This window comes from Parapedobacter deserti (assembly GCF_042646065.1).
Classification (GTDB): domain Bacteria; phylum Bacteroidota; class Bacteroidia; order Sphingobacteriales; family Sphingobacteriaceae; genus Parapedobacter; species Parapedobacter deserti.
The window spans coordinates 202,570-224,023 of sequence record NZ_JBHRTA010000004.1 but is presented as its reverse complement, the minus strand read 5'-3'; the positions used below and the strand labels follow the sequence as shown (position 1 = coordinate 224,023).

Annotated in this window: 23 protein-coding genes; 11 read left to right on the top strand and 12 right to left on the bottom strand. The window is 52.6% G+C overall.

From position 1 onward, the window contains the following. Positions 1-6: 6 nt before the first annotated feature. Genes ACFOET_RS01700 through ACFOET_RS01685 form a run of 4 tightly spaced genes read right to left on the bottom strand, consistent with a single transcriptional unit; the run spans position 7 to position 2,231 of the window. Positions 7-438, bottom strand: a complete 432-nt coding sequence (locus ACFOET_RS01700; protein ID WP_379018915.1) for a c-type cytochrome — start codon at positions 436-438, stop codon at positions 7-9. After that, positions 435-1,079 (bottom strand): SCO family protein, encoded by a 645-nt coding sequence (locus ACFOET_RS01695; RefSeq protein ID WP_379018913.1) that lies wholly within the window; start codon positions 1,077-1,079, stop codon positions 435-437. Before ACFOET_RS01695 ends, ACFOET_RS01700 begins: the two co-directional genes overlap by 4 nt. Before the next feature lie 5 nt (positions 1,080-1,084). Next, positions 1,085-1,528, bottom strand: a complete 444-nt coding sequence (locus ACFOET_RS01690; RefSeq protein WP_379018911.1) for a transposase — start codon at positions 1,526-1,528, stop codon at positions 1,085-1,087. Between the two features lie 46 nt (positions 1,529-1,574). Further along, positions 1,575-2,231, bottom strand: a complete 657-nt coding sequence (locus tag ACFOET_RS01685) for an AlbA family DNA-binding domain-containing protein (protein WP_379018909.1) — start codon at positions 2,229-2,231, stop codon at positions 1,575-1,577. Positions 2,232-2,325: 94 nt separating this feature from the next. On the opposite strand from ACFOET_RS01685, the gene ACFOET_RS01680 reads away from it, so the two are divergent. From ACFOET_RS01680 to ACFOET_RS01670, 3 genes are all read left to right on the top strand, one after another. Next, entirely contained in the window at positions 2,326-3,552 is a 1,227-nt protein-coding gene (locus ACFOET_RS01680; protein WP_379018907.1) for an MFS transporter, read from the top strand. A 335-nt stretch (positions 3,553-3,887) separates the two neighbouring features. After that, entirely contained in the window at positions 3,888-4,586 is a 699-nt protein-coding gene (locus ACFOET_RS01675; protein WP_379018905.1) for a CoA transferase subunit A, read from the top strand. A gap of 13 nt (positions 4,587-4,599) precedes the next feature. Then, on the top strand, positions 4,600-5,259 hold the full coding sequence (locus tag ACFOET_RS01670) for a 3-oxoacid CoA-transferase subunit B (protein ID WP_379018903.1): 660 nt from the start codon (positions 4,600-4,602) through the stop codon (positions 5,257-5,259). Positions 5,260-5,262: 3 nt separating this feature from the next. Here the strand turns inward: ACFOET_RS01670 and ACFOET_RS01665 are convergent, their stop codons facing one another. From ACFOET_RS01665 to ACFOET_RS01655, 3 genes are read right to left on the bottom strand one after another with little or no spacing between them, the layout of a single operon-like run. Further along, entirely contained in the window at positions 5,263-5,898 is a 636-nt protein-coding gene (locus ACFOET_RS01665; protein ID WP_379018902.1) for a uridine kinase family protein, read from the bottom strand. Continuing rightward, on the bottom strand, positions 5,888-6,799 hold the full coding sequence (locus ACFOET_RS01660; protein WP_379018900.1) for a DPBB and LysM peptidoglycan-binding domain-containing protein: 912 nt from the start codon (positions 6,797-6,799) through the stop codon (positions 5,888-5,890). The genes ACFOET_RS01665 and ACFOET_RS01660 overlap by 11 nt, the downstream gene beginning before the upstream one ends. 18 nt (positions 6,800-6,817) lie before the next feature. Beyond that, positions 6,818-7,573: a DUF4905 domain-containing protein gene (locus tag ACFOET_RS01655; RefSeq protein WP_379018898.1), complete on the bottom strand. Its 756-nt coding sequence runs from the start codon at positions 7,571-7,573 to the stop codon at positions 6,818-6,820. A gap of 29 nt (positions 7,574-7,602) precedes the next feature. On the opposite strand from ACFOET_RS01655, the gene ACFOET_RS01650 reads away from it, so the two are divergent. Continuing rightward, entirely contained in the window at positions 7,603-8,958 is a 1,356-nt protein-coding gene (locus ACFOET_RS01650; RefSeq protein WP_379018896.1) for an NfeD family protein, read from the top strand. A 60-nt stretch (positions 8,959-9,018) separates the two neighbouring features. Further along, entirely contained in the window at positions 9,019-9,498 is a 480-nt protein-coding gene (locus tag ACFOET_RS01645; protein WP_379018894.1) for a Dps family protein, read from the top strand. A gap of 74 nt (positions 9,499-9,572) precedes the next feature. Here ACFOET_RS01645 and ACFOET_RS01640 read toward each other — a convergent pair whose 3' ends face one another. Together ACFOET_RS01640 and ACFOET_RS01635 are read right to left on the bottom strand one after the other, a co-directional pair. Continuing rightward, positions 9,573-11,129, bottom strand: coding sequence for an OmpP1/FadL family transporter (locus ACFOET_RS01640; RefSeq protein ID WP_379018892.1), 1,557 nt, complete (start codon positions 11,127-11,129; stop codon positions 9,573-9,575). A 109-nt stretch (positions 11,130-11,238) separates the two neighbouring features. After that, a complete protein-coding gene (locus tag ACFOET_RS01635; RefSeq protein ID WP_379018890.1) occupies positions 11,239-12,423 on the bottom strand; it encodes a hypothetical protein in 1,185 nt (394 codons plus the stop codon). A gap of 184 nt (positions 12,424-12,607) precedes the next feature. Here ACFOET_RS01635 and proS point away from each other — a divergent pair, with 184 nt between their 5' ends. The 5 genes from proS to ACFOET_RS01610 all read left to right on the top strand — a co-directional run bounded on the left by proS (position 12,608) and on the right by ACFOET_RS01610 (position 17,622). Then, positions 12,608-14,080 carry a proline--tRNA ligase gene (gene proS / locus ACFOET_RS01630; RefSeq protein ID WP_379018888.1) on the top strand — a complete coding sequence of 491 codons (1,473 nt, stop codon included), beginning with the start codon at positions 12,608-12,610 and terminating at the stop codon, positions 14,078-14,080. 9 nt (positions 14,081-14,089) lie between these two features. Then, positions 14,090-14,881, top strand: coding sequence for a Rossmann-fold NAD(P)-binding domain-containing protein (locus tag ACFOET_RS01625; protein WP_379018886.1), 792 nt, complete (start codon positions 14,090-14,092; stop codon positions 14,879-14,881). An 89-nt stretch (positions 14,882-14,970) separates the two neighbouring features. After that, on the top strand, positions 14,971-16,119 hold the full coding sequence (locus ACFOET_RS01620; protein WP_379018885.1) for a cystathionine gamma-synthase: 1,149 nt from the start codon (positions 14,971-14,973) through the stop codon (positions 16,117-16,119). 6 nt (positions 16,120-16,125) lie between these two features. Continuing rightward, positions 16,126-17,007 carry a TIGR02757 family protein gene (locus ACFOET_RS01615; RefSeq protein WP_379018883.1) on the top strand — a complete coding sequence of 294 codons (882 nt, stop codon included), beginning with the start codon at positions 16,126-16,128 and terminating at the stop codon, positions 17,005-17,007. A gap of 18 nt (positions 17,008-17,025) precedes the next feature. Next, positions 17,026-17,622 (top strand): TlpA family protein disulfide reductase, encoded by a 597-nt coding sequence (locus tag ACFOET_RS01610; RefSeq protein WP_379018881.1) that lies wholly within the window; start codon positions 17,026-17,028, stop codon positions 17,620-17,622. 24 nt (positions 17,623-17,646) lie between these two features. Here the strand turns inward: ACFOET_RS01610 and ACFOET_RS01605 are convergent, their stop codons facing one another. Further along, entirely contained in the window at positions 17,647-18,627 is a 981-nt protein-coding gene (locus ACFOET_RS01605) for a 2-hydroxyacid dehydrogenase (RefSeq protein ID WP_379018879.1), read from the bottom strand. An 83-nt stretch (positions 18,628-18,710) separates the two neighbouring features. Here ACFOET_RS01605 and pyrF point away from each other — a divergent pair, with 83 nt between their 5' ends. Next, positions 18,711-19,544: an orotidine-5'-phosphate decarboxylase gene (gene pyrF, locus ACFOET_RS01600; RefSeq protein WP_379018877.1), complete on the top strand. Its 834-nt coding sequence runs from the start codon at positions 18,711-18,713 to the stop codon at positions 19,542-19,544. Between the two features lie 13 nt (positions 19,545-19,557). On the opposite strand, the gene ACFOET_RS01595 is transcribed toward pyrF, so the two are convergent. Then, the gene (locus ACFOET_RS01595) at positions 19,558-20,112 is read right to left on the bottom strand and encodes an NADPH-dependent FMN reductase (RefSeq protein ID WP_379018875.1); all 555 of its coding nucleotides are present in this window, start codon (positions 20,110-20,112) and stop codon (positions 19,558-19,560) included. 37 nt (positions 20,113-20,149) lie between these two features. Then, a complete protein-coding gene (locus ACFOET_RS01590; protein WP_379018873.1) occupies positions 20,150-21,442 on the bottom strand; it encodes a hemolysin family protein in 1,293 nt (430 codons plus the stop codon). Positions 21,443-21,454: the final 12 nt, after the last annotated feature.

Below are 21,454 nucleotides of genomic sequence, written 5' to 3'. Positions count from 1 at the left end.
CGCCGCTCAGCGCCCGCAGTCGGCCAACGACCGTTGCACCTCCTCTAGGGTGAAGATGCCCTGCTCGTTGCCGAACGAATTGCCGATATAGGTGAGTAGGTAAGCAATTTCTATCGGCGCAAGATGGGGGTTTGCGGGCATTGCCGTATCAAAATGCCGTCCGTCGACCTTAATGGGGCCGGATAGGCCGTTGCTGATCATGCAGGCGAGCTGCTCGCGGTGATCGATCAAAAACGTACTGTCCGTAAGCGGCGGATAAAGGTCGCCCAGGCCTTCGCCTTTTGCGCCGTGGCAGTTTTGGCAGTGCGCAACATAGAGCTTCTGCCCGTTTACCGCGTATTGCGCTGTACGGATGGCCTGCTCCCCCTGGCAGGACTGGACCATCAGGTACACGGCCAAAAGGGCCCAACCGATGCACAGGCAAGTGTTGCGTGTCACTTGTACTCGCTCAGCAGGATCTCCAATTCATCAAATAAAAGCTGCAACTGCGCGTCGTCCGTGCCGTCATAGGCTCCGCGGATGTGCTTGTCGTGGTCGACCAGCAGGAAGTAGCCCGAATGGTCGTATCCGCCGGGCGCGTTGCTGTCTTCTTTGGTGTAAACCATGTAGGCATCTGCCAAGCTATAGATGTCGGCTTTGCTGCCGGTCACGAACTGCCATTGGTCATTGGTGACGCCCAGTTTTTCGGCATATGCCTTGAGCACGGCGGGCGAGTCATGGCGGAAATCGATGCTGTGTGACAAGAAACGCACACGCTCATCGCCCTTGTATTGCTCGTATACCTTCAGCAGGTTGCGCTGCATGGTGGGGCAGATGCTGGGGCAGTGGGTGAAGAAGAAATTGGCGATGTAGACACTGTTGTCAAACGTGCGGTTGGTAATCAGCACGCTGTCTTGGTTGAGCAGCTGGAAATCGGGGATGCGATGATACACCGTATCCGTGACGGTTTGGCCGTCGACGTCTTTGGTTACCGGCTCGCGTGCCCCTAATATAGGAAGCGTCTTCTGGGTGCCGCCGGTACATGCGGCAATGGATATGAGCAGAAAGGCGCCAAGCAGTAAATGGATCGGGATGCGCATGCCGGTCAGAATTGTGCCAGTTTATCGGCGCTCTCCTTGCTGACTTCGTCGAAAAGCTGCCGCATTTCTTTTACTTTTCTTACTTCGCCCTCGTAGTATTCCTTGGCTTCGCCGGTCGATTTGTCCTGCGGATCTACCTCAAATTCGGTCATCCAGTCCATCATTGCATCGGTAGCCTTTTCCAATCGGCTCTTCAGCGCGGTAAGCTCGGTGCGGGTCTGCGCGGTGTCGATGTCTGGGTTGGCTTCCTTGATTTGGGGAAGGTGGACCAACAACGAGTCTATCTTGATGGTATTGCGGTCAAAAACACTGATCTGGGGCATGATTTCATCGTGGATCGCTATGGCCTCTTCACGTAGCTGGTCGACCTCTTCGGTTTCGTCATTGCCGCCGTTGCATGCCGTCAGAAACAGTAGGCCGGCACCAATGTGTAACATGGTTTTTTTCATGATCATTCGATACTGGTTATCCGGCAAATATAGGAAACAAAGGTAACTAACCGGACTTTTCCGTATAATATTCTTCCTGTGATCCGCTGTGTACTTCGAGGACGCCGGCGACGATCAGGTCGACCAGGATGCGCTGTGTCTTGCGCCTGGAAAGACGCAGGTGCTTGCACAGTTCAGGAAGCTGAGGCCTGGGGTGGGCATGCACGTATTCCAGCAGTGCTTTTTCCTTGTCGGTATAGTTGATAAACACACCCTGCGGTTCGTTGTCGCGGTGGAGCACGTCTACCACCACTTTCCCGGCGAGCACACTTTTGTCCTTCACCCGTATATATACCCACCACTTCTGGTCGTCGCCGAGGGCATAATGTGGCTTGGTGTCGCTTTCGGCCACTTCGGCCACCAACACCAGCTTGTCATCCACATAGACTTCTTCGAAATGGAGATCGATGGCGGGCCGGCAATACAGGTGGCCGGCACGCTGAAGCATATAGCGTTCTTCATCTTCGTTTTTTATGCCTTTGATATGACCGTTGTCTGCAACCCCCACCAGCAGCGTACCGCCTTTGTTGTTGGCAAAAGCAACCAACGTCTTGGCGATCTTTTTGCAGTTGCTGATTTTGTTTTTGAAATCGAGCCGCTCGCCTTCCCCTTGCAATATCAATGTCTTAATGGTCACGTTTTTCAGTTGCCAGATGATGAGCATTAGGCGTTACTAAGGTAGCCAAATATCTTGAAAATAGGAAAATAGTCTGGCATTGCGATTAAAATTTTATTTTAGCGCGTTAATTTGAAAAGCCATGGCCAAGGAGAACCTTTCCAACACCAAAAATGCCTGGTTGCTGGTCATTGTCGCCGCACTGGGTTATTTCGTAGATATTTATGACCTGGTGATTTTTTCCATTGTACGGGTGCAGAGTTTTCATGACATCGGCATCCCCGAGGCGGAGATGCGTACGGACGGTGAGTATGTGCTTAACATGCAGATGGGCGGCTTGCTGCTCGGGGGATTGCTCTGGGGCGTGCTGGGCGACAGGATTGGCCGCATCAAAGTGCTGTTTGGCTCCATCTTGCTGTATTCGCTGGCCAATATCGCGAATGGCTTTGTGCAAGACATTCATTCCTATGCGTTGATCCGCTTTATTGCGGGTATCGGCCTGGCCGGTGAGCTCGGTGCTGGCATCACCCTGGTGAGCGAGACCATGAGCAAAAACAAACGCGGCTACGGTACCATGATCGTGGCGTCCGTGGGGGTACTCGGGGCCGTGGCGGCCTACTATGTTTCTGAAGTATTCGATTGGCGCAACGCATACTTCGCCGGCGGGGCAATGGGCTTGCTGTTGCTGCTGCTCCGCGTGGGTACGTTTGAGTCGGGCATGTTCAGGGAGATGACGGGCAAACAGGTTGAAAAGGGAAAGCTGAGTATGCTGTTTACGGACAAGGCACGCTTCACACGGTATGTGTGGTGCCTGTTGATTGGACTTCCCATTTGGTTTGTGGTGGGCATATTGGTAACCCAGGCGCCGGAATTCGGTAGAGCACTGGGCGCGCCGGTAACGCTGAGTGCGGGCAAGGGGATCCTGTTTACGTACCTCGGCCTCTCCATCGGGGATGTGCTTGCCGGCTTGTTCGCGCAGGTGACCAAGTCGAGAAGGTTGGCCGTGTTCCTGTTTCAGCTACTGATTATCGCTACATCGGTGTGGTACCTCAGTAGTGAAGGCCTCACCGAGCAGCGGTTTCACTGGATCGCATTTTTTATGGGGATTGCCATCGGTTATTGGGCAACGTTCGTAACCATTGCTTCTGAACAATTCGGCACTAACCTCCGGGCCACCGTGACAACCACAGCCCCCAACTTCGTCAGAGGCGCATTGATACCCTCAACCCTGTTGTTTGAATTTTTTGTCCGGCGCTCAGACATCATCACGGCCGCCTATATCATGATCTTCCTGCTCACAGGCATTGCCATGTTTGCCATCAGCCGGCTGAAGGAAAGCTTCAATAGGGATTTGGATTTTGTAGAGTGACCGCGCGGCTACCGCTTTGGGCATTTTTTGCACTGTTTGCCGCGCTTATATTTCTTGCAGCATTTTTTGAAGTCGCAGCCACAACCCTCACGGTAGGGATTTATCCCCTTGTAGTTTTCGGGATCGGTAGGGCAGACCAGCCCCGTGGGTAGCTGTTCTTCAATGAAATATTGGAGTCCTTCGCACATGTCGCTGCAAATTTAATCTTTATTTAGATAAATTCCAGTTAAGCGTGAAAAATTTTATGGCCGGTGCCATTGATTTGCACCGTTCTTCCAACTTTTGTATCTTGTCGACGTCCTGATAAGCAGGGAATCACCAGATATAAGCATTTTATGATAAACAAAGTAGTAAACAATGCGCAGGAAGCTATTGCCGGTATGACCGATGGCATGACCTTGATGCTTGGCGGTTTCGGTCTGTGCGGCATTCCGGAAAACTGCATCAATGAAATCGTCAAACAGGGAATCACCGGCCTTACGTGCATATCAAATAATGCGGGCGTAGACGACTTCGGCATCGGGTTGATGCTGCGCAAGCGGCAGGTGAAGAAAATGATCGCTTCTTATGTGGGCGAAAACGCTGAATTTGAGCGACAGCTGCTCAGCGGCGAATTGGATGTGGAGCTGATTCCGCAGGGTACGCTTGCCACACGTTGCCTCGCGGCGGGATATGGCATGCCGGCCATCTTCACACCCGCGGGCGTGGGCACCGAAGTGGCTGAGGGAAAGGAGGTACGCAACTTCGGCGGCAAGGATTACCTGATGGAAATGGCGTTTGAAGCCGATTTTGCCATTGTGAAAGCGTGGCGGGGCGACACCGCGGGCAACCTTATCTATCGCAGGACGGCGCGCAACTTCAACCCGATTATGGCCATGGCAGGGAAGATCACCATCGCGGAAGTGGAAGAGCTGGTGGAGGTGGGCGAGCTGGACCCCGACCATATCCATACGCCGGGTATTTATGTGCACCGGATTTTCCGGGGAACAGACTATGAGAAACGGATCGAACAGCGGACGGTGAGGGCTAACTAACATCAACGACAACATGCTAGACAAAAACGGAATCGCTAAGCGGATTGCGAAAGAAATAAAGGACGGATACTACGTTAACCTGGGGATAGGTATTCCCACGCTGGTGGCCAACTACATCCCTGACGACATCAGCGTGGTGCTCCAGTCGGAAAACGGACTGCTGGGCATGGGCCCCTTCCCGTACGAAGGCGAGGAAGACCCCGACCTGATCAATGCGGGGAAACAGACGATCACCATGCTGCCCGGATCTGCCGTTTTTGACTCGGCGATGAGTTTTGGAATGATCAGGGCGCAGAAGGTGGACCTGACCATCCTTGGCGCCATGGAGGTTTCCGAGTACGGCGATATCGCCAACTGGAAGATACCGGGTAAGCTTGTCAAAGGCATGGGCGGCGCCATGGACTTAGTGGCATCGGCGAAAAACATTATCGTAGCCATGCAGCAGGTAAATAGGGCAGGGGAAAGCAAGCTGCTGCCTGCCTGCACGCTGCCGCTGACGGGTGTACGGTGTATCCGGAAGGTCGTCACCGAAATGGCGGTTTTTGAAGTGGACGCCGAAAACGGTGGTTTCTGCCTGCTCGAACGCGCGCCGGGGGTCAGTGTCGACGAAATACGCAATGCAACGGCCGGCAGGTTTTCGACGCGCGGCGATGTGCCGGAAATGCAACTATAGGGTCTATAGGGCGTTGCGCCGCAGTTCCGCGGATATTTCATTCGTGACGGCGATGATGGGTTGCGGGTCATCCGTGTTATTCATGATGACACGGTCGCATTGATCGCGGAACGGCAACAGGTATCGGTGGTAAGCAGGCATCACGTGGTTTACCCATTTATACCGTACATCATCGCCGTTATACCCGCGCTCCAGTAAATCCCTGCTCAGCCGCCTTTGCAGCGCCACCTCTTCATCGGCATGAAGGAAGATGCGGTGGTCTAACAGGGCATTGACCTCTTCGTAGTAGAATATGAAAAGGCCCTCGACGATGAGGATCGGGGCGGGCCTGGTTTCGCGTATTCGGGGCTTGATGGCGGGATTGTTGAACGTATATTCCTCGCGATATATGGTATGTCCACTAAACAGCGAGTCGATATCCCGGTAAAACGCCTCCCGGTCGATCGCCGTCGGCAGGTCGAAATTGTAAAGCTTGTTTTCTTCCTGCGTTTTGGTGTTGGCAGGAATGTAATAGTCATCCTGTGAGATCAAAGCGACCTCGTGTGCAGCAAAATGGTTGAGGAAGCAGTTGAGGAAAAATGTTTTTCCGGACCCGCTGCTTCCGGCGATACCGGCTACATAGGGGCGCTTAGTTGCCATCGACCGGGGCACCATACGATATTTCCACCTGGAACCGCCTATCAAGGACGCCGATGAGCGATGCTGCCGATTTTGAAACGACAATGATGGCGTCTTTCGTTTCGGCCGTATCGGCAAACTTGCCGACCACTTTGATCAGCGCCGTGCGGCTGGTCATGGGGTTGGTAATCTTGATGACGGTACCGATGGGTGCCGTACGGTGCAGGGCCAGCATGCTCCCCGAGCCCTGGTTGAGGTCGTCAATCCATACGCCGATGCCTTTTTCGGTCATCTCCCGGATCCCGTACCTGTTGGTCGGGATGTCGACGGTCTCGGTGTCCGCATCTGCTGCGGTATCGGTGACGATGATATCATTGGCGGTGGGGGCCGGCGGAGGCAATTCTTTATGCGGTATTTTCAATATCGTACCCGCCTTCAGGCTGTCGTCGGTAAGTCCATTTGCGCGCTTGATGCTGGCTACCGAAATGACAAACCGCTTGGAAATGGTAAATAAAGTTTCGCCTCGTCCAACCTTGTATTGGGTAAATTCACCCTCCGCAAGGGCGGCAGGTGATGCCGGCTGCCCACGGTGCGTGCCGGTGCCCGGATCTGCGGTGCCTTGGGCTGCTGCGCCCGACGCGTCAGCGGTTTCCGCCGGAATCCGTACGGTGTCACCAACTTTCAACGCTTTGTTGCCATTGGCGGATATGATGGTCCTGACAGGCACGCGGTACTGGCGGCTTAAACCGTAATAGGTCTCTTTGGCCTCCAACTGGTGGATGATGATTTTTTTGCCGTCCTCGTACTTGACGCCAATGGAATCTACGGGTGCCGATGCAGCTTTCAGCGATAAGCCGCTACCCCCGACCAGGACGGCTAAGAAAAGTGTGCGGTATAAATAGGTGTTATTGCTAATGTTCATGGTACAATTTAGTTGCAATTATACTAAATACGATACAATTTCCCGTTTAGTATCGCCAATTAAGAAAAGCTGGTCGGCAATCGCGAAGAATAGCTCGGGTGCCATCTTGGTCAACCCCTCCATCACCACGTTGTCGTCCAGGACGCTTAAGCCGTTTGATATAACCATTCTTACCTGATACGTTTGGTGCTCGCGCTCGTGAAATGCCCACACCTCATTCAACCCGACAGTACATTGGAAGACATCGCCATGTATCCGGTAACGTTGCAAAAAGACCGGAGGATCCGCAATGTGCCGCTTGGGTAAGACAATTTCCGGACCCGCAGGTTTATCTGCCGAATTGTTAATTTGTGTTAAATCTCCGGTGTGCAGGTCGAGCCGCTGCTCGAAGCCGCCCGCATAATTCCGGTGGCGTACGATAAGCTGACTGCCCTGGAGCGCAAGTAAAACATAGCTGTGCTGCTCCCAGACCACCTCGCCGTTGTGCGCGTCGATGCACGCTATACCTGCACTTTCCGGACTGTTTTGTCCGAAAGCCTTGACGACGAGTTTGCCGTCTGCAATGCCTGCCAGTGTCCAATTCCGGTCGGCATACGGTATTTCATGGATGCAGGATGTTCCTGTGCGGTAGTCCAACGCGGAGAATGACGGGTTGCCTGTGCGGTCTTCCCGTGTTTCAACGGCAAGCAAGCCGGAGGCAGTGTCTACCTCTATGCGCCAAATAAGTCGTAAAAAACTTTTTCGGAATACTGTTTTTAGCGTATATTTATCCATTGGCTCCAAAAATATAAGCTTTGACTGATATGGGTGAAAAAATCCGAAGGAAACTGCTGGCATGCCTGGCATGCTTGATCGGTATATTGGCCAGCGCGGTGGAGGTGCGGGCACAGCACGTCTATCGCTTCGACCTGAAGGAGGACATCGGGCCGAATGCCTGGCGGACCGTAAAAAATGCGTATGCCGAGGCGGAGAAGCGGAACGTGGACCTGGTGCTCATGGAAATGAATACCTTTGGTGGGATGGTTAACTTTGCGGACTCCATACGCGTCCGGATACTGGACTCTCCGCTGGAAACCGTGGTATTTATCAATCACAATGCTGCCTCGGCCGGTGCGCTGATTTCCCTGGCGTCAGATCGTATTTACATGAGCAAGGGGTCAAGTATCGGAGCGGCCAGCGTGGTGGACCAAAGTGGGCAGGTGCTGCCCGAAAAACATCAGTCGTATATGCGGGGCCTGATGCGCGCCACAGCGGAAGCCAAGGGGCGTGATCCGCGGGTGGCTGAAGCATTCGTGGATGGGGACGTGGATGTGCCTAACCTCAAACCGCCTGGGAAAGTACTCACGCTCACCTCGTCGGAAGCCGTAAAGATTAACCTGGCGGAGGCCGAAGCCTCATCTATCGCTGACGTATTGGCAGCGGAGGGGATAACTGAACCTCAGCTGACCCAGCATCAGGTGACGGCCATCGACCGGATTATTGCATTCCTGATTAACCCTGCGGTCAGCGGTGTGCTGATTTTGCTGATCATGGGCGGGATCTATTTTGAACTGCAGACGCCGGGAATCGGATTTGCGTTGGTGGTGGCGGCTATTGCGGCGGTACTGTTTTTCGCGCCTTTATACATCCAAGGGCTTGCCGACAACTGGGAGATCGCACTGTTTATCGTCGGCCTGATGCTGATTGCACTGGAACTGTTTGTTATTCCAGGCTTCGGCGTAGCCGGCATATTGGGCATCGCTTGTGTGATCTGCGGACTGGCGTTCAGCATGGTGATCAATGACTATTTCAATTTTTCAATCGGTGAACCAGGTATGTTATTCAATTCGTTTTTGTTGGTCACCGCATCCATGATCGGTGCTACGGTGATCATGGTAATCTTTGGCAAAAGCCTGCTCCGGACACGGGCGTTCAAACGGCTGGTGCTGCAGGATGAACAACGCTCGGCAGAGGGCTATACCTCGTCGGTAAAGGATGTGTCCATGGTCGAAAAGGAAGGTATTGCGAAGACGGTGCTCCGCCCGTCGGGCAAGGTGGAAATCGATGGACGGTGGTACGATGCTGTCGCGCTCGATGGGTTCATCGATATCGGGGAGGCGATATATGTCGAGAAACATGAAAACTATAATCTTTTTGTCAGAAAGAAGCGTACGATATAGCGCTGCCGGAAACATTTCGTACAATGGGGTGTTTTATCAACGAACATAAATTTAAGTATCATGAACCCAAAATCAATCAGTTTAGAGGAAAAGAAATTGCGACCTGTAGTTGATCACCTCAATGACCTCCTTGCCAACTACCATATCCACTATCAGAAATTGAGGGGGTGCCACTGGAATGTGCGGGGCAATCATTTCTTTACCCTGCATGCTAAATTTGAGGAGCTGTATACCAATGCGCTGACGACCATTGACGAGTTGGCCGAGCGTATCCTCACGCTGGGGAAGTCGCCGTACAGCACGTTCAGAGACTATGTGGAGCATGCGGAGATCCAGGAGGCGAATACCATCGGAATGAATGATATCGACATGGTGAAGGCCATAATAGATGATCTGGAGGCACTCATTGCCATGCAGCGCGACCTGTTGGAAATTACCTCGGAGGCGGAGGACGAAGGCACCAACGACATGATCAATGCGTTCATGCAATTCAATGAAAAGCAGAACTGGATGCTTCGTGCCTTTGTGAACAAGGCTTAGCTCAATAACGAATAGAAAAGGGCTGCCTGAACATGTTCAGGCAGCCCTTTTCTATTATCGATCTTCCGGGCGTCTTAAAATTTAAAACCCACGGTAAGAAATAAACTGTTGCGTGAATTGGTGATATCAGCTACGGGGCTGTAATCTCCCGCAGCATCATCCAACAGGTATGTCTGCCAGCCGTATTTCTGCGTAAAATTCTGATAGGCCAGATCGATGTAGACGTTGTCCAGCCGGTATCCAAGCCCGCCGGAAACCGTCTGGGTCGTCAGGTCAACGTCGCTGTAGGGGCTGCCGTTGTGGCCAAAACCCGCCCGTAACAGGAAGGAAGGCGCGATCAGGTACTCGCCGCCGACCCGGACGTTGACAGCGCTTGTATAGGCATTCCGGATATCGGTATTCATAAAATTGTCTGTAGTTGAATTGACGGAGGAAAATTGCATACTGGCGTAATCTACGTACTCGATATCAGCGCTGATAAGCCCCTGGCCGAATATCCCCGCGATTCCACCGTTGATGCGGTATGGCGTACGAAGGTTGTAGTCGTAATAACTCGGCTCGCCTTCACTTGGGAAATCCTCTACGGAACCATCAGTCAGGTAATTCGTGATGCCGAAGTAGTCCTCGTAGTCGTTGGTGAGCCGGTACCAGGTTGGGGTAGTGGCCGACACACCGATCTGAAGGTAATCGACCGGCCGGAAGATGACACCGAGTTTTGCCTTAAATCCATTTCCCGTGGTTGTAGACCAGTATTCATTGTCAAACTCATACTCGGACCCCAATAGTGGATTGTAGGCCTCGTAATCGTCATTGTTCGGATCTACAAACCGTGAACCGGGGTTCATACTGTGGATATATCCGTAATCTTGCATAAACCCGTCTTCCAGGAACAGGTAATTGACGTCGTGGTTGACGCGGGTGAAGCCTACACTACCACCGATGTAAAACCTGTTTGCGTAGTTGGCGCCGAAGGAAACGTTGGTCTCCGACTGAAAACCGGTTTCCCGATTAGTTAAGGTTTGTACGTTGTCCAGCATGGTCATGGGTACATAATCATACCCGTTATTGGTAGCGCGTTGGTCAACCATACCCGCGTCCCAGCCGAAATTACCATAGGCATTGGATTCGTCGTACGCCTCGTACGCCATAAAATCGGCGATGCTGTTTTCGAAGTTGACGCCCGTGAAGCCAACGGTGGAGTTGAAATTATTGGTCTTGTTATACGCGATACCAATGTTGAAGTTCAGCCAACCGGAGGTGAGGTTGGTACCCCTTGCCCGGCGCGCCGGCATATGGAAAACAGCACCGATTTGGTTGAAGCCCAATTTGTCTACATTGTACCGGCTGTTTGTGCCGAAATAATTCGCCCTGTTTAAGTCGTTGGCATAATCAAAGGAGATGCTGATGTCCGACTGTCCGAAAAAGCCCAGGCCAGCAGGGTTGCCGGAGATGGAACTCAGATCGCCGCCAAGCGCATTTTGAGCATTTCCCAGCCCTTTGAACCGGGCGGTCGCACCTTGCTCGGGTTGCGAAAAACGGAGAACATCCTGTAAGTATTGGGCCTGAACGGTTAAGCAGAAAAAGCCTAACAACAGCGAGGAGAGTGCTATTCTTTTGATATACATATTCATGGTTGGTTTCAATTGAAGTTATAGAAAAGCCAACTAAATTATATTTTCGGAACTGTACCGATAAAAATCGAATTTAGTTGGCTCCCTTTATACAACTATTTAAGGGTGCTTATCCGCGGCCTCTTCCGCCGCCGCTACTACGGCCGCCGCCGCCGCCACCACTTGAACCGGACGAGCGTGACGGAGGAGCTACGGATGACCCCCGTGAGCTGCTACCTGATGAACGCGGTGCTACGCTGCTGGGGCGAGAAGGAGCCGCAGGTCTTGCGCTACTTCCCGACGGGCGCGTTGTAGACGCCGGTCTTGCACTGCTTCCTGACGGACGACGTGTTGTAGACGCCGGTCTTGCACTGCTTCCTGACGGACGACGTGTTGTAGACGCCGGTCTTGCGCTGCTTCCCGATGGACGCGCAGTGGTTCCCGAAGGCCTCACGGCTTGTCCGGCAGGCCTGCGAGACGTACCACTTCTGACACCTTCGGTATTGCGAGTGCGGCTAGAGCTGGTACGAACCGCATCGCGTGAACCTGCGGCACGGCTGGTGCCTCTGACACTTGATGTGCCACTGCCCCGTGTAACTGCGGTACGCGATGAAATACGTCCGTTAGCATCGCGCGATATGGCGGTGCGGGTTGCAGTGCGGTTACTCATCCGGTCGCGTGACGAGGTGCGGGTTGCCATGCGGCGGTTGTCGATAATGACACCTCCGGGGTAATAGCCACCACCCCAGCCGCCCCAGCCACCCCAGCCCCAGCGGCTGTAAGCATATGGGCCGCCAAAGCCTCTGCCGAAATACGGCGAGCCCCAGCCCCAATATCCACCGAAATACGGGTTGTGCCAGCTGCTGCCCCAACCGAGGCCCCAGCCGCCGCCCATACCCCAGCCAAAGCCAAGGTTCCAGCCGCCGCCCCAGCCCCAACCGGGTCCATACCAAGAGTTGAACCCAAACCAGGGATCGAACCAAGGGTCGTAATATCCCATGCCGGGAGTGGCATAGTGGAACCGGTTTATCCGGTTGGCATATTCACTATCACTGTATTCGTCCGCGTAGTATTCATTATACTCACCGTTATCTGCATATTCGTCGGCGTAATATCCATCCTCGGCATAATACTCATCCTCGGCGGCACCTTCGTCATAATAATAGTCTGGGCTTTGATAGCTTTTTTCTACCGCCCGGGCGTTATTATTATAGACGTCGTCGCGGAAAGCAACCTGCCGGGAAGTGCTGCATGCACTTAAAAACAGGATGCTTGCTAAAGCTATCGCGCTGACTGTCAAATTTTTGGTATTCATGTTAATTATCCTTTCGTTTGGTTAAAGCCCTTGCTTTTATACTTATAGACTATTTAACGCCGGTTTGGTTTAACCGGGCCTTCATTTTTTATTCGGTATTTTGACAAAACGGGCTACCTTTGCTGGGCAAAACTTAAACGGGTGTCAGTCCGCGAAATGTTATACTAATTTTTGGAATACAACTATGAGCAAAGGAATTACAAGCCGGGAAACGGATTACTCCCAATGGTATAATGAATTGGTCGTGAAGGCTGATCTTGCCGAGCATTCCGCGGTGCGGGGTTGTATGGTTATCAAGCCCTATGGCTATGCCATATGGGAGAAGATGCAGGCCGCATTGGACAAAATGTTTAAAGACACGGGCCATAGCAACGCGTACTTCCCTTTGTTTATCCCCAAATCGTTTTTTTCTAAGGAAGCCTCCCACGTAGAAGGCTTTGCAACGGAGTGCGCGGTGGTGACCCACTACCGCCTGAAAAATGACGGATCGGGCAATATTGTGGTAGACGAAGATGCCAAACTGGAAGAAGAACTTATCGTCAGACCAACCTCGGAAACCATCATCTGGAACACCTATAAAGGTTGGATTGAGTCGTACCGGGATCTACCCATTCTGGTGAATCAGTGGGCCAATGTCGTCCGCTGGGAAATGCGGACGCGGTTGTTTCTGCGCACGGCTGAGTTCCTGTGGCAGGAGGGGCATACCGCACATGCCACCAAAGAAGAAGCCGTGGAAGAGGCTCAACGGATGCTGGACGTTTACGCTGATTTTGCCGAAAATTGGATGGCCTTGCCCGTGATACGCGGGAGGAAGACGGAAAATGAGCGGTTCGCAGGGGCGCTGGACACGTTGTGCATTGAAGCACTGATGCAGGATGGCAAGGCTTTACAGGCTGGAACGTCCCATTTTCTCGGGCAGAATTTCGCTAAGGCATTTGATGTGAAATTCACGGCGAAAGACGGGAAACAAGACTACGTTTGGGCGACTTCCTGGGGTGTATCGACGCGATTGATGGGCGCATTGATCATGGCACATTCCGACGACAACGGCCTGGTACTGCCACCGAAATTGGCGCCGATACAGGTGGTGGTTGTACCGATATTCAAAACCGAGGAAGAACAGCATGCCATCGGCGCGCTGGCCGACCGGCTGCTGGCCGAGCTGAAGGGAAAGGGTATCAGCGTGAAGTATGACGACCGTGACACGCATCGCCCGGGCTTCAAGTTTGCCGAATGGGAGTTGAAAGGCGTGCCGGTACGCATAGCTGTAGGCGCGCGCGATATGCAGAACGGCACGGTAGAGATCGCGAGACGCGATACGCAGGCCAAGGAAACGGTATCCCAGGACGGGCTGGCAGACCGGGTCGAACAATTGCTTGACGCGATCCAACGTAATATCTATGACCAGGCACTGGCGTTTCGCGAGGCGAACTCTGTGGAGGTAGACACTTATGATGAGTTTAAACGAGTGCTGGAAGAGCGCGGTGGCTTTATATCGGCGCATTGGGATGGTACCGTGGAGACCGAGAAGCTGATTAAAGAGGAAACAAAAGCGACCGTTCGCTGCATACCCTTAGCCAACAAAGAAGAAGCGGGTGTATGTATACGTACCGGGAAACCCTCAGCACAGCGCGTACTGTTTGCAAGGGCGTATTAGCACATGGTGATGATGAACGTGCTGATTGTGGGGTGTGGATGGGTAGGCACCTACGTGGCCACCCACCTGCTTGAAGAAGGCCACCGCATATGGGCTACCTGCACCTCCATCGCGAAGGCGGAACAACTGGCACAATGCGGACTGATGTCGCATGTGGTTGACTTCGATGTAGCTGATGGGTATCCGGACGTCAGCGGGACGGTGTTCGATCTGGTCGTCGTGAGTGTGCCCATCACCCGGAGGGATGCACGGGATGTGGTGGAACGCCGGTTTGATCGGTTATGTGCGTTTTTGAACAGGCTATCGTTCAGGCAGTCCATATTTTTCGGCTCGGTAGGGATCTATCCCAAGGTGAGCGCGGTGATCACGGAAGACACGTTTGCCGCTGATGAGCTGGATGACAAACTGTTCCGGGGTGAATCGATGCTGCGCTCGGCGTTTCCCGATATTAATATCCTGCGGCTGGGTGGCTTGTTCGGTTTGGAGCGCGTGATCGCCAAACATTTCGCGGGCAAGGTCTGCGAGATCGGCAGCGAGACCGCCAATTTCGTGCATGTTGAAGATGTCTACGGAATTATTCGATCCATGCTGATGCAGGGGTCCCGGCGGAAAACCTATAACGTGGTATGCCCTGAGCATCCGTTGAAAAGGGAGGTCATCGAAGTGTCTGCGGTGAAATATGGCTACGGCCTGCCTGCGGCCTTTGTGGATAACCACCGAACAGCCAAAGTGGTATCGCCGGATAGGCTCCTTGCCGACTTGGGCTACCGCTTCATATACCGGTCGCCATTGCACTTTTGACGGTACCGCGACCAAACCGTATTCTTTTATTCGGTAAAGTTTGGTTAACTTTGTCTTCGCAGTACCTGAAAACTAAATAAATACGCATCATGGGATATAAATTTGCAACGAATGCCATACATGCCGGCCAATCTGCTGACCCCACTACCGGAGCCGTGATGACACCCATCTACCAGACGTCTACCTACCAGCAGGCCGCACCGGGCGATCATAAAGGGTATGAATATTCGCGGGGTACCAATCCCACGCGAAGGGCGCTGGAAGAATGCCTGGCTGTGCTGGAAAACGGCAAATACGGACTTGCGTTTTCCAGTGGAATGGCGGCTACAGAAACGGTGTTGAAGCTGCTGAAGCCCGGCGATGAAGTGATAACCGGCGACGACCTGTACGGTGGTTCGTACCGGATTTTTACCAAGGTTTACGAACGCTATGGAATCCGGTTCCATTTCGTGGATATGTCTCAGCCTGAACAAATAGAAAGTAAGATAAACGGGAATACCCGATTGATATGGATCGAAACACCGACTAATCCGACGCTTAAATTGGCGGATATCGCTGCGGTCGGACAACTGGCTAAAGATGCTGGAGTGCTTCTTGCTGTGGATAACACGTTTGCGTCGCCCTATCTGCAAAATCCACTTGATCTAGGGGCAGACATCGTGATGCATTCGGTGACTAAATACATCGGTGGGCATTCGGATGTGGTAATGGGAGCGCTCGTAGTAAAGGAGCAGGAGCTTTACGACCGGTTGTTTTTCTATTATAATGCGTGCGGCGGGACACCGGGGCCGCAGGACTGTTTTCTCGTGCTGCGTGGCATCAAAACATTGCACCTGCGTATGCAGGCGCATTGCAATAACGGACGCGAAGTAGCTGAATATTTGAAAACGCACCCGCGCGTGGAAAAAATTTATTGGCCGGGATTTGAAGACCACCCCGGCCACGCCATCGCCAAGCAGCAGATGCGCGATTTTGGTGGAATGGTGTCTATCGTATTGAAGGGCGCATCACTCCAAGAGACCTTCGACGTGGCTTCTTCATTTAAGGTGTTTACACTGGCGGAGTCGCTCGGCGGCGTGGAATCGCTGATTAACCATCCGGCTACCATGACACACGGGTCCATCCCGAAAGCGTTGCGTGAGCAGGTGGGGGTGGTAGACAACCTCATCCGCATCAGTGTGGGCGTAGAGGATATCGGTGATTTACTGGCTGATCTGGAACAGGCGTTGGACAGGTAAGCTCCGTTGATTGAGGGTAAAGTGACTGCTGAGATCAAGACGTTTTTGGACCGTAAGGTCGCTGAATACAACCGGCCGGGGTTTATCGAAAGTGATCCCGTATGTATTCCGCACCGGTTTACACGCCGGCAGGATATCGAAATCATGGGGTTTTTTGCGGCGGTGCTGGCCTGGGGGCAACGTAAGACCATCATCAACAAGAGCACGGAGCTGATCGCGCGTATGGACGGGGCGCCGTTTGACTTCATCCGCAACCACCATGAAAGCGACCTGAGGCAGTTGCTGGGGTTCAAGCATCGTACATTCAATGATACGGACTTGCTTTATTTCATCGAATTCTTCAGGGTGCATTACGCTCGGTACGATTCATTGGAAGATGCGTTTATCCCACCCACGGCGAACGTTGAATTCCGTGCTGAATTCATCGAAGTGCATCCGCACGGGGATTCCGGCCAACGTGTTGCTTCTTCGGCGTGTTTTGCGCAGGAATTGAGCAGACCGGCGTTTACGATAGCGATGGCGCTGAACTGGTTTCGCAGCTACTTTTTCAGCTTGCCTGACTATCCGTTGCGTACGCGGAAGCACATCAGTTCGCCTGCCCAGCATTCAGCATGCAAACGGCTGAATATGTTTCTGCGCTGGATGGTGCGCAATGATGGTCAAGGGGTTGATTTCGGCTTGTGGACTCGGATTTCTCCTGCAGCGCTGGTATGCCCCTTTGATGTGCACGTAGAGCGTGTCGCCCGTAAACTGGGGCTGATCCGCCGTAAACAAGCTGACTGGAAGACGGCGTGCGAACTGACGGACACCCTGCGGATGTTGGATGCCCATGATCCGGTAAAATATGATTTTGCCTTGTTTGGACTAGGGGTCGAAGGGGCGTTATAGAACAAAACTCTGATTTAAATGAAAAAAATTAGCACTTCCACGGTTATCACCCTCTCGCTGTGTTTGTTTATGGCCGTACTGTTGTTGAGCCCGGACGCGAAGGCATGGGTGAGCCGCGGCCTGATGGCAATCGGTTTATACAAGCCCGATCTGGCCCAAAATGCGGATGATACAGCGCAGCCTACACCTTCCGCGGCCGCAGGACAGCCTTCGGTTTTCGTTATGGATGGCCAAGGTACCCCGATTGATGTTGCGAACCAATCGGATAAGGTGGTGTTTATCAATTTTTGGGCTACTTGGTGTCCGCCCTGTATCGCCGAGATGCCTTCTATCGACAAGCTGTACCAGCAATTCAAGGACGATGAGCGTATCGTCTTTGTGATGGTAGATGTGGATAATCAATATGAAAAATCCAGGCAATTTATGCTTGACAGAAAACTGAGCCTGCCTGTGCACGTTCCGTCTGGAAATATTCCGGGCGATTGGCTCGGCAATTCGATTCCGACCACCGTTATCCTTGACAAGCGGGGGCAAATCGCAGCGCGCCATGAAGGGATGGCCGACTACAGCCGCCCTGAGGTAGTCGAATTTATCCAAAAACTGGCTGCCGAATAGCCAACCGGCACATGGGGAAGGTAGTTATTGCTCGTATACTTCTGGGTTGACACAGTAGGGGAGGTGGTCGCCCCGGAGACCCGCGAGCAGATTTTCTACCGTCAGTTTCATCATCTTCATCCGGGTTTCAATCGTTGCCGAACCGATATGCGGTAAAACGGCGACATTGGACATTTCCAGGAGCGGATTATCAGGTGCCATCGGTTCCGGATCCGTGACGTCGAGGCCGGCCCCCCAGATTTCACCGTTTTCCAGGGCAACGCGGAGGTCTTCTTCATCATGCATTGAGCCCCTCGCAGTATTAACAAAGATGGCCGATGCTTTCATTTTGGAGAAGGCATCACCGTTGAATATCCCGTGCGTCTTGCCGCTGAGGTTGGCATGCACGCTAAGCACATCGCTTTGTTCGAGCAATTCGTCAAATGATACCCTGCGCGCATCCAGATCGCGTTCGGCCTGTTCGTTATGCCCCCGATTGTGGTAAATAACGGGCATGTCGAAGGCAAACCGGCAGCGCTTGGCCATCTCATAGCCGATGCGCCCCAAACCGTATATTCCCAGCGTTTTTCCCTGCAAATCGATGCCGAGATCAACCATGGGATCGAAAAATCCCCAATTGCCGCGCAGGATTTCCTTGTGTTTGTGAATCGCCTTGCGCGCAACATTTTGCATCAGTAAAAAGGCCGTGTCTGCAGTCGCTTTGCTTAATACGCCGGGTGTATTGCCAATGGGTATTCTCAGTCGGGTGGCAGCGGCCACGTCTACATGATCATAGCCTACGCTGCACAACGCAATGACGCGGAGATGCTCGCATGCCGTTAAAAAACGGTTATCGATAGCATGCCCACCAACGCTGAATACGGCATCACTGGATTTTGCATACCGGATGAGTTCGTCGGGAGCCAGATCGCGTTTTTCCGTCCACTCGGAAACAGTATGGCCTTGATCTGCCAATGATTGCTTGATCGTTTCGGGGACTACGCGGGTTATAAAAACACTTGCCATATTCGGATAAGTAAATATACGGTTTTAATTTTTTAACAGCGATTTTTGTCTTAGGTTTGCGGGAATAAAAAGCATACGCAACGATGACCAGAAGTGAACTCATCCGTCAAATCAAAACTAAGCGTTCTTTTCTATGTGTGGGCCTCGATACCGACATCAACAAGGTGCCGGCGCACTTGCTTGGCCACGATGATCCGGTCTTTGAATTCAACCGGCAGATCATCGAAGCAACCGCAGACCTTTGCGTTGCTTTTAAACCCAATATCGCATTCTACGAAAGCCGGGGTATGGCTGGATGGAAGAGTCTGCAGAAAACCTGGGAAATATTGCCCCGGGAGTGTTTCCGCATTGCCGATGCAAAAAGGGGTGATATAGGTAATACATCCGCGATGTATGCGGCAGCATTTTTTGATCAACAGGCCTCTGGCCTCGGCTTTGACGCGGTGACGATAGCGCCGTACATGGGGCACGATTCGGTGCAGCCGTTTCTGGCGTTTGAAGGCAAATGGGCCATTATTCTTGCACTTACTTCAAACACGGGGGGGCTGGACTTTCAAACCGTTGAAGACAGGAACGGCACACCGCTTTTTGAACAGGTGATCCGGAAAGCAAACACCTGGGGCAATGCCGGAAACCTGATGTATGTAGTAGGTGCCACCCGGGGAGAGGCATTTGCGGCGATACGAAAACATGCACCGGATCATTTCCTGCTGGTACCCGGGGTGGGCGCGCAGGGGGGAAGCCTCAGTGATGTATGCCGGTACGGGATGAACGCCGAATGCGGATTGCTGGTGAACGCTACGCGATCAATCATATACGCGTCGGCGGGGACCGATTTTGCTGAGCGGGCGAGGCAAGAAGCGTTGGCCCTTCAGCAAGAAATGGAAAAAGAACTGCTGAACAAAGGGATCATCTGACGTCGGTGGCGTATTAGCCGTTTATGGTCTCTACCCACCTGGCAAAGGCCTCCATAAAGTCCTGTAAAAACTTTTTAGTCGTATCCTTAACAAGGTCTCCATTTTCTCCGAAAAGCTCATTTGCTTGCCCGATGTATGCTTCGGGCTGTGCCATTGTCGGCACGTTGAGGTACGCTAAGGTTTGCCGCAGGTGATGATTTGCGCCGAACGCCCCGATTGCGCTGGGTGATACACTGACCACCGCGGCCGGCTTTCCATCCCACGAGTTTTCCCCATAGGGCCGGGATCCGACGTCCAATGCATTTTTGAGCGCACCCGATATTGAGCGGTTGTATTCGGGGGTCACAAACAAGAGACCATCACACGCCCTGAGCCGGTCGCGGAACATGACCCACTCTTTTGGGGGCGACTCATCAAAATCTTCGTTGTACAACGGCAACTGACCGATATCCATCCATTCAAACTGCAACGATTGGGGGGCAAGCGCCACCAATGCATTGGCAGTTTTCCGGTTCAGGGACGCCTGCCTAAGGCTTCCCACGCAAACTGCAATTTTATAAGTCGTCATATCCTTATAAGCAGTTACGTCGCGAAAATGTTTGTTGCTAGCCGACGAAAGTGGCCAATACCTTATCGATACGGTTGCCATCCATGTCTACCACCTCAAACCGATGGCCCTTCCATTGCACGAGTTCGCCCGCTGTGGGCATGTGGCCGAGTTTGAGCAAAATGAGGCCTGCAATGGTACTGATACTCCCCAAGCTTTCTTCATCTTCCTCTGTGATTTCTATGCCGAGCACAGTGAGTAGATCATTGAGCTGATACTGCCCGTCAACAAGCATGCTGCCGTCTTCACGGGTGACGATTTCGGGCCTTTCGGCGGTATCTCCATCGGAGATGTCGCCCACGAGACTGCTCAGTATGTCGTTGATGGTGACAATACCCTGCAGCGAGCCGTATTCGTCGAGTACCACCGCCTGGTGTATTTTGGACGTCCTGAATTTATTTAATATGCTATAAGCGGAGCTGTTTTCATGAACATAATTGAGCGGCTGTGTGAGCCCCTTAAGCTGGATCGGTTCTTCAATCAGGTATTGTTTGAGCAGCGACTTGATGTGTACCACGCCGATGATGTTATCTAAACCACCCTGACATACGGGATAAACCGTATGGCCGCTTTCCAGTATCGTTTCTCTGTGCGACTCGTAATCGTCATCGATATCCAGCCATACAATATTGCTGCGATGGGTCATCAGGTTGAATGCTTTTTTGTCTCCGAGGCTGAATACCCGGTCGACGATTTCATGCTCGATATGTTCGATGGCTCCAATATCTGCACCTTCATCAACCAAGGCCTTGATTTCTTCTTCAGTGACCGCATGTTGCGAAGTCTTTATATTAAGCAACCTGACTATGCCTTCGGTCGTTACGCTGAGCAGCCATACGAAAGGGGCGACCACTTTGCTTAAAAAGTTCATTGGAAAAGCGATAACCATGGCATATTTTTCGGGAACAGCTAGTCCGATGCGCTTTGGAACCAGCTCGCCAAGCACCAGCGTAAGGAACGTAATGAGGACGACCACGATGGTGATGGAGACCTGTGCGCTGTATCCGCTGAGCCAGGAAACGTCTGAGAGGTATATATCCAGGCGCTGGGCGATGGTAGCCCCTCCGAATAGACCCGTAAGGATCCCGATCAACGTGATGCCGATCTGTACCGTTGAAAGAAATCGATTAGGCGAGTCTTTAAGTTTCAGGACTTGCTTTGCGGCAAGGTTTTTTTTTTCGGCCAACACCTGCAAGCGTGCCTTTCGACTCGATACGATAGCAATTTCGGAAGCCGAAAAAATGCCGTTTAACAGAATTAATGCTAAGATAATCAGCGACTCTGTAAGCATGTAGCGAAGATA

What these genes read in the sequence shown, in the direction of transcription:
- ACFOET_RS01680 (WP_379018907.1), top strand. Translation starts at nt 2,326, where the DNA reads ATGGCCAAGGAGAACCTTTCCAACACCAAAAATGCCTGGTTGCTGGTC.
- ACFOET_RS01655 (WP_379018898.1), bottom strand. Translation starts at nt 7,573, where the DNA reads ATGGATAAATATACGCTAAAAACAGTATTCCGAAAAAGTTTTTTACGA.
- ACFOET_RS01625 (WP_379018886.1), top strand. Translation starts at nt 14,090, where the DNA reads ATGATGAACGTGCTGATTGTGGGGTGTGGATGGGTAGGCACCTACGTG.
- ACFOET_RS01595 (WP_379018875.1), bottom strand. Translation starts at nt 20,112, where the DNA reads ATGACGACTTATAAAATTGCAGTTTGCGTGGGAAGCCTTAGGCAGGCG.
- ACFOET_RS01610 (WP_379018881.1), top strand. Translation starts at nt 17,026, where the DNA reads ATGAAAAAAATTAGCACTTCCACGGTTATCACCCTCTCGCTGTGTTTG.
- ACFOET_RS01695 (WP_379018913.1), bottom strand. Translation starts at nt 1,079, where the DNA reads ATGCGCATCCCGATCCATTTACTGCTTGGCGCCTTTCTGCTCATATCC.
- ACFOET_RS01590 (WP_379018873.1), bottom strand. Translation starts at nt 21,442, where the DNA reads ATGCTTACAGAGTCGCTGATTATCTTAGCATTAATTCTGTTAAACGGC.
- ACFOET_RS01675 (WP_379018905.1), top strand. Translation starts at nt 3,888, where the DNA reads ATGATAAACAAAGTAGTAAACAATGCGCAGGAAGCTATTGCCGGTATG.
- ACFOET_RS01635 (WP_379018890.1), bottom strand. Translation starts at nt 12,423, where the DNA reads ATGAATACCAAAAATTTGACAGTCAGCGCGATAGCTTTAGCAAGCATC.
- ACFOET_RS01685 (WP_379018909.1), bottom strand. Translation starts at nt 2,231, where the DNA reads ATGCTCATCATCTGGCAACTGAAAAACGTGACCATTAAGACATTGATA.
- ACFOET_RS01665 (WP_379018902.1), bottom strand. Translation starts at nt 5,898, where the DNA reads ATGGCAACTAAGCGCCCCTATGTAGCCGGTATCGCCGGAAGCAGCGGG.
- proS (WP_379018888.1), top strand. Translation starts at nt 12,608, where the DNA reads ATGAGCAAAGGAATTACAAGCCGGGAAACGGATTACTCCCAATGGTAT.
- ACFOET_RS01670 (WP_379018903.1), top strand. Translation starts at nt 4,600, where the DNA reads ATGCTAGACAAAAACGGAATCGCTAAGCGGATTGCGAAAGAAATAAAG.
- ACFOET_RS01640 (WP_379018892.1), bottom strand. Translation starts at nt 11,129, where the DNA reads ATGAATATGTATATCAAAAGAATAGCACTCTCCTCGCTGTTGTTAGGC.
- ACFOET_RS01645 (WP_379018894.1), top strand. Translation starts at nt 9,019, where the DNA reads ATGAACCCAAAATCAATCAGTTTAGAGGAAAAGAAATTGCGACCTGTA.
- pyrF (WP_379018877.1), top strand. Translation starts at nt 18,711, where the DNA reads ATGACCAGAAGTGAACTCATCCGTCAAATCAAAACTAAGCGTTCTTTT.
- ACFOET_RS01605 (WP_379018879.1), bottom strand. Translation starts at nt 18,627, where the DNA reads ATGGCAAGTGTTTTTATAACCCGCGTAGTCCCCGAAACGATCAAGCAA.
- ACFOET_RS01650 (WP_379018896.1), top strand. Translation starts at nt 7,603, where the DNA reads ATGGGTGAAAAAATCCGAAGGAAACTGCTGGCATGCCTGGCATGCTTG.
- ACFOET_RS01690 (WP_379018911.1), bottom strand. Translation starts at nt 1,528, where the DNA reads ATGAAAAAAACCATGTTACACATTGGTGCCGGCCTACTGTTTCTGACG.
- ACFOET_RS01620 (WP_379018885.1), top strand. Translation starts at nt 14,971, where the DNA reads ATGGGATATAAATTTGCAACGAATGCCATACATGCCGGCCAATCTGCT.
- ACFOET_RS01660 (WP_379018900.1), bottom strand. Translation starts at nt 6,799, where the DNA reads ATGAACATTAGCAATAACACCTATTTATACCGCACACTTTTCTTAGCC.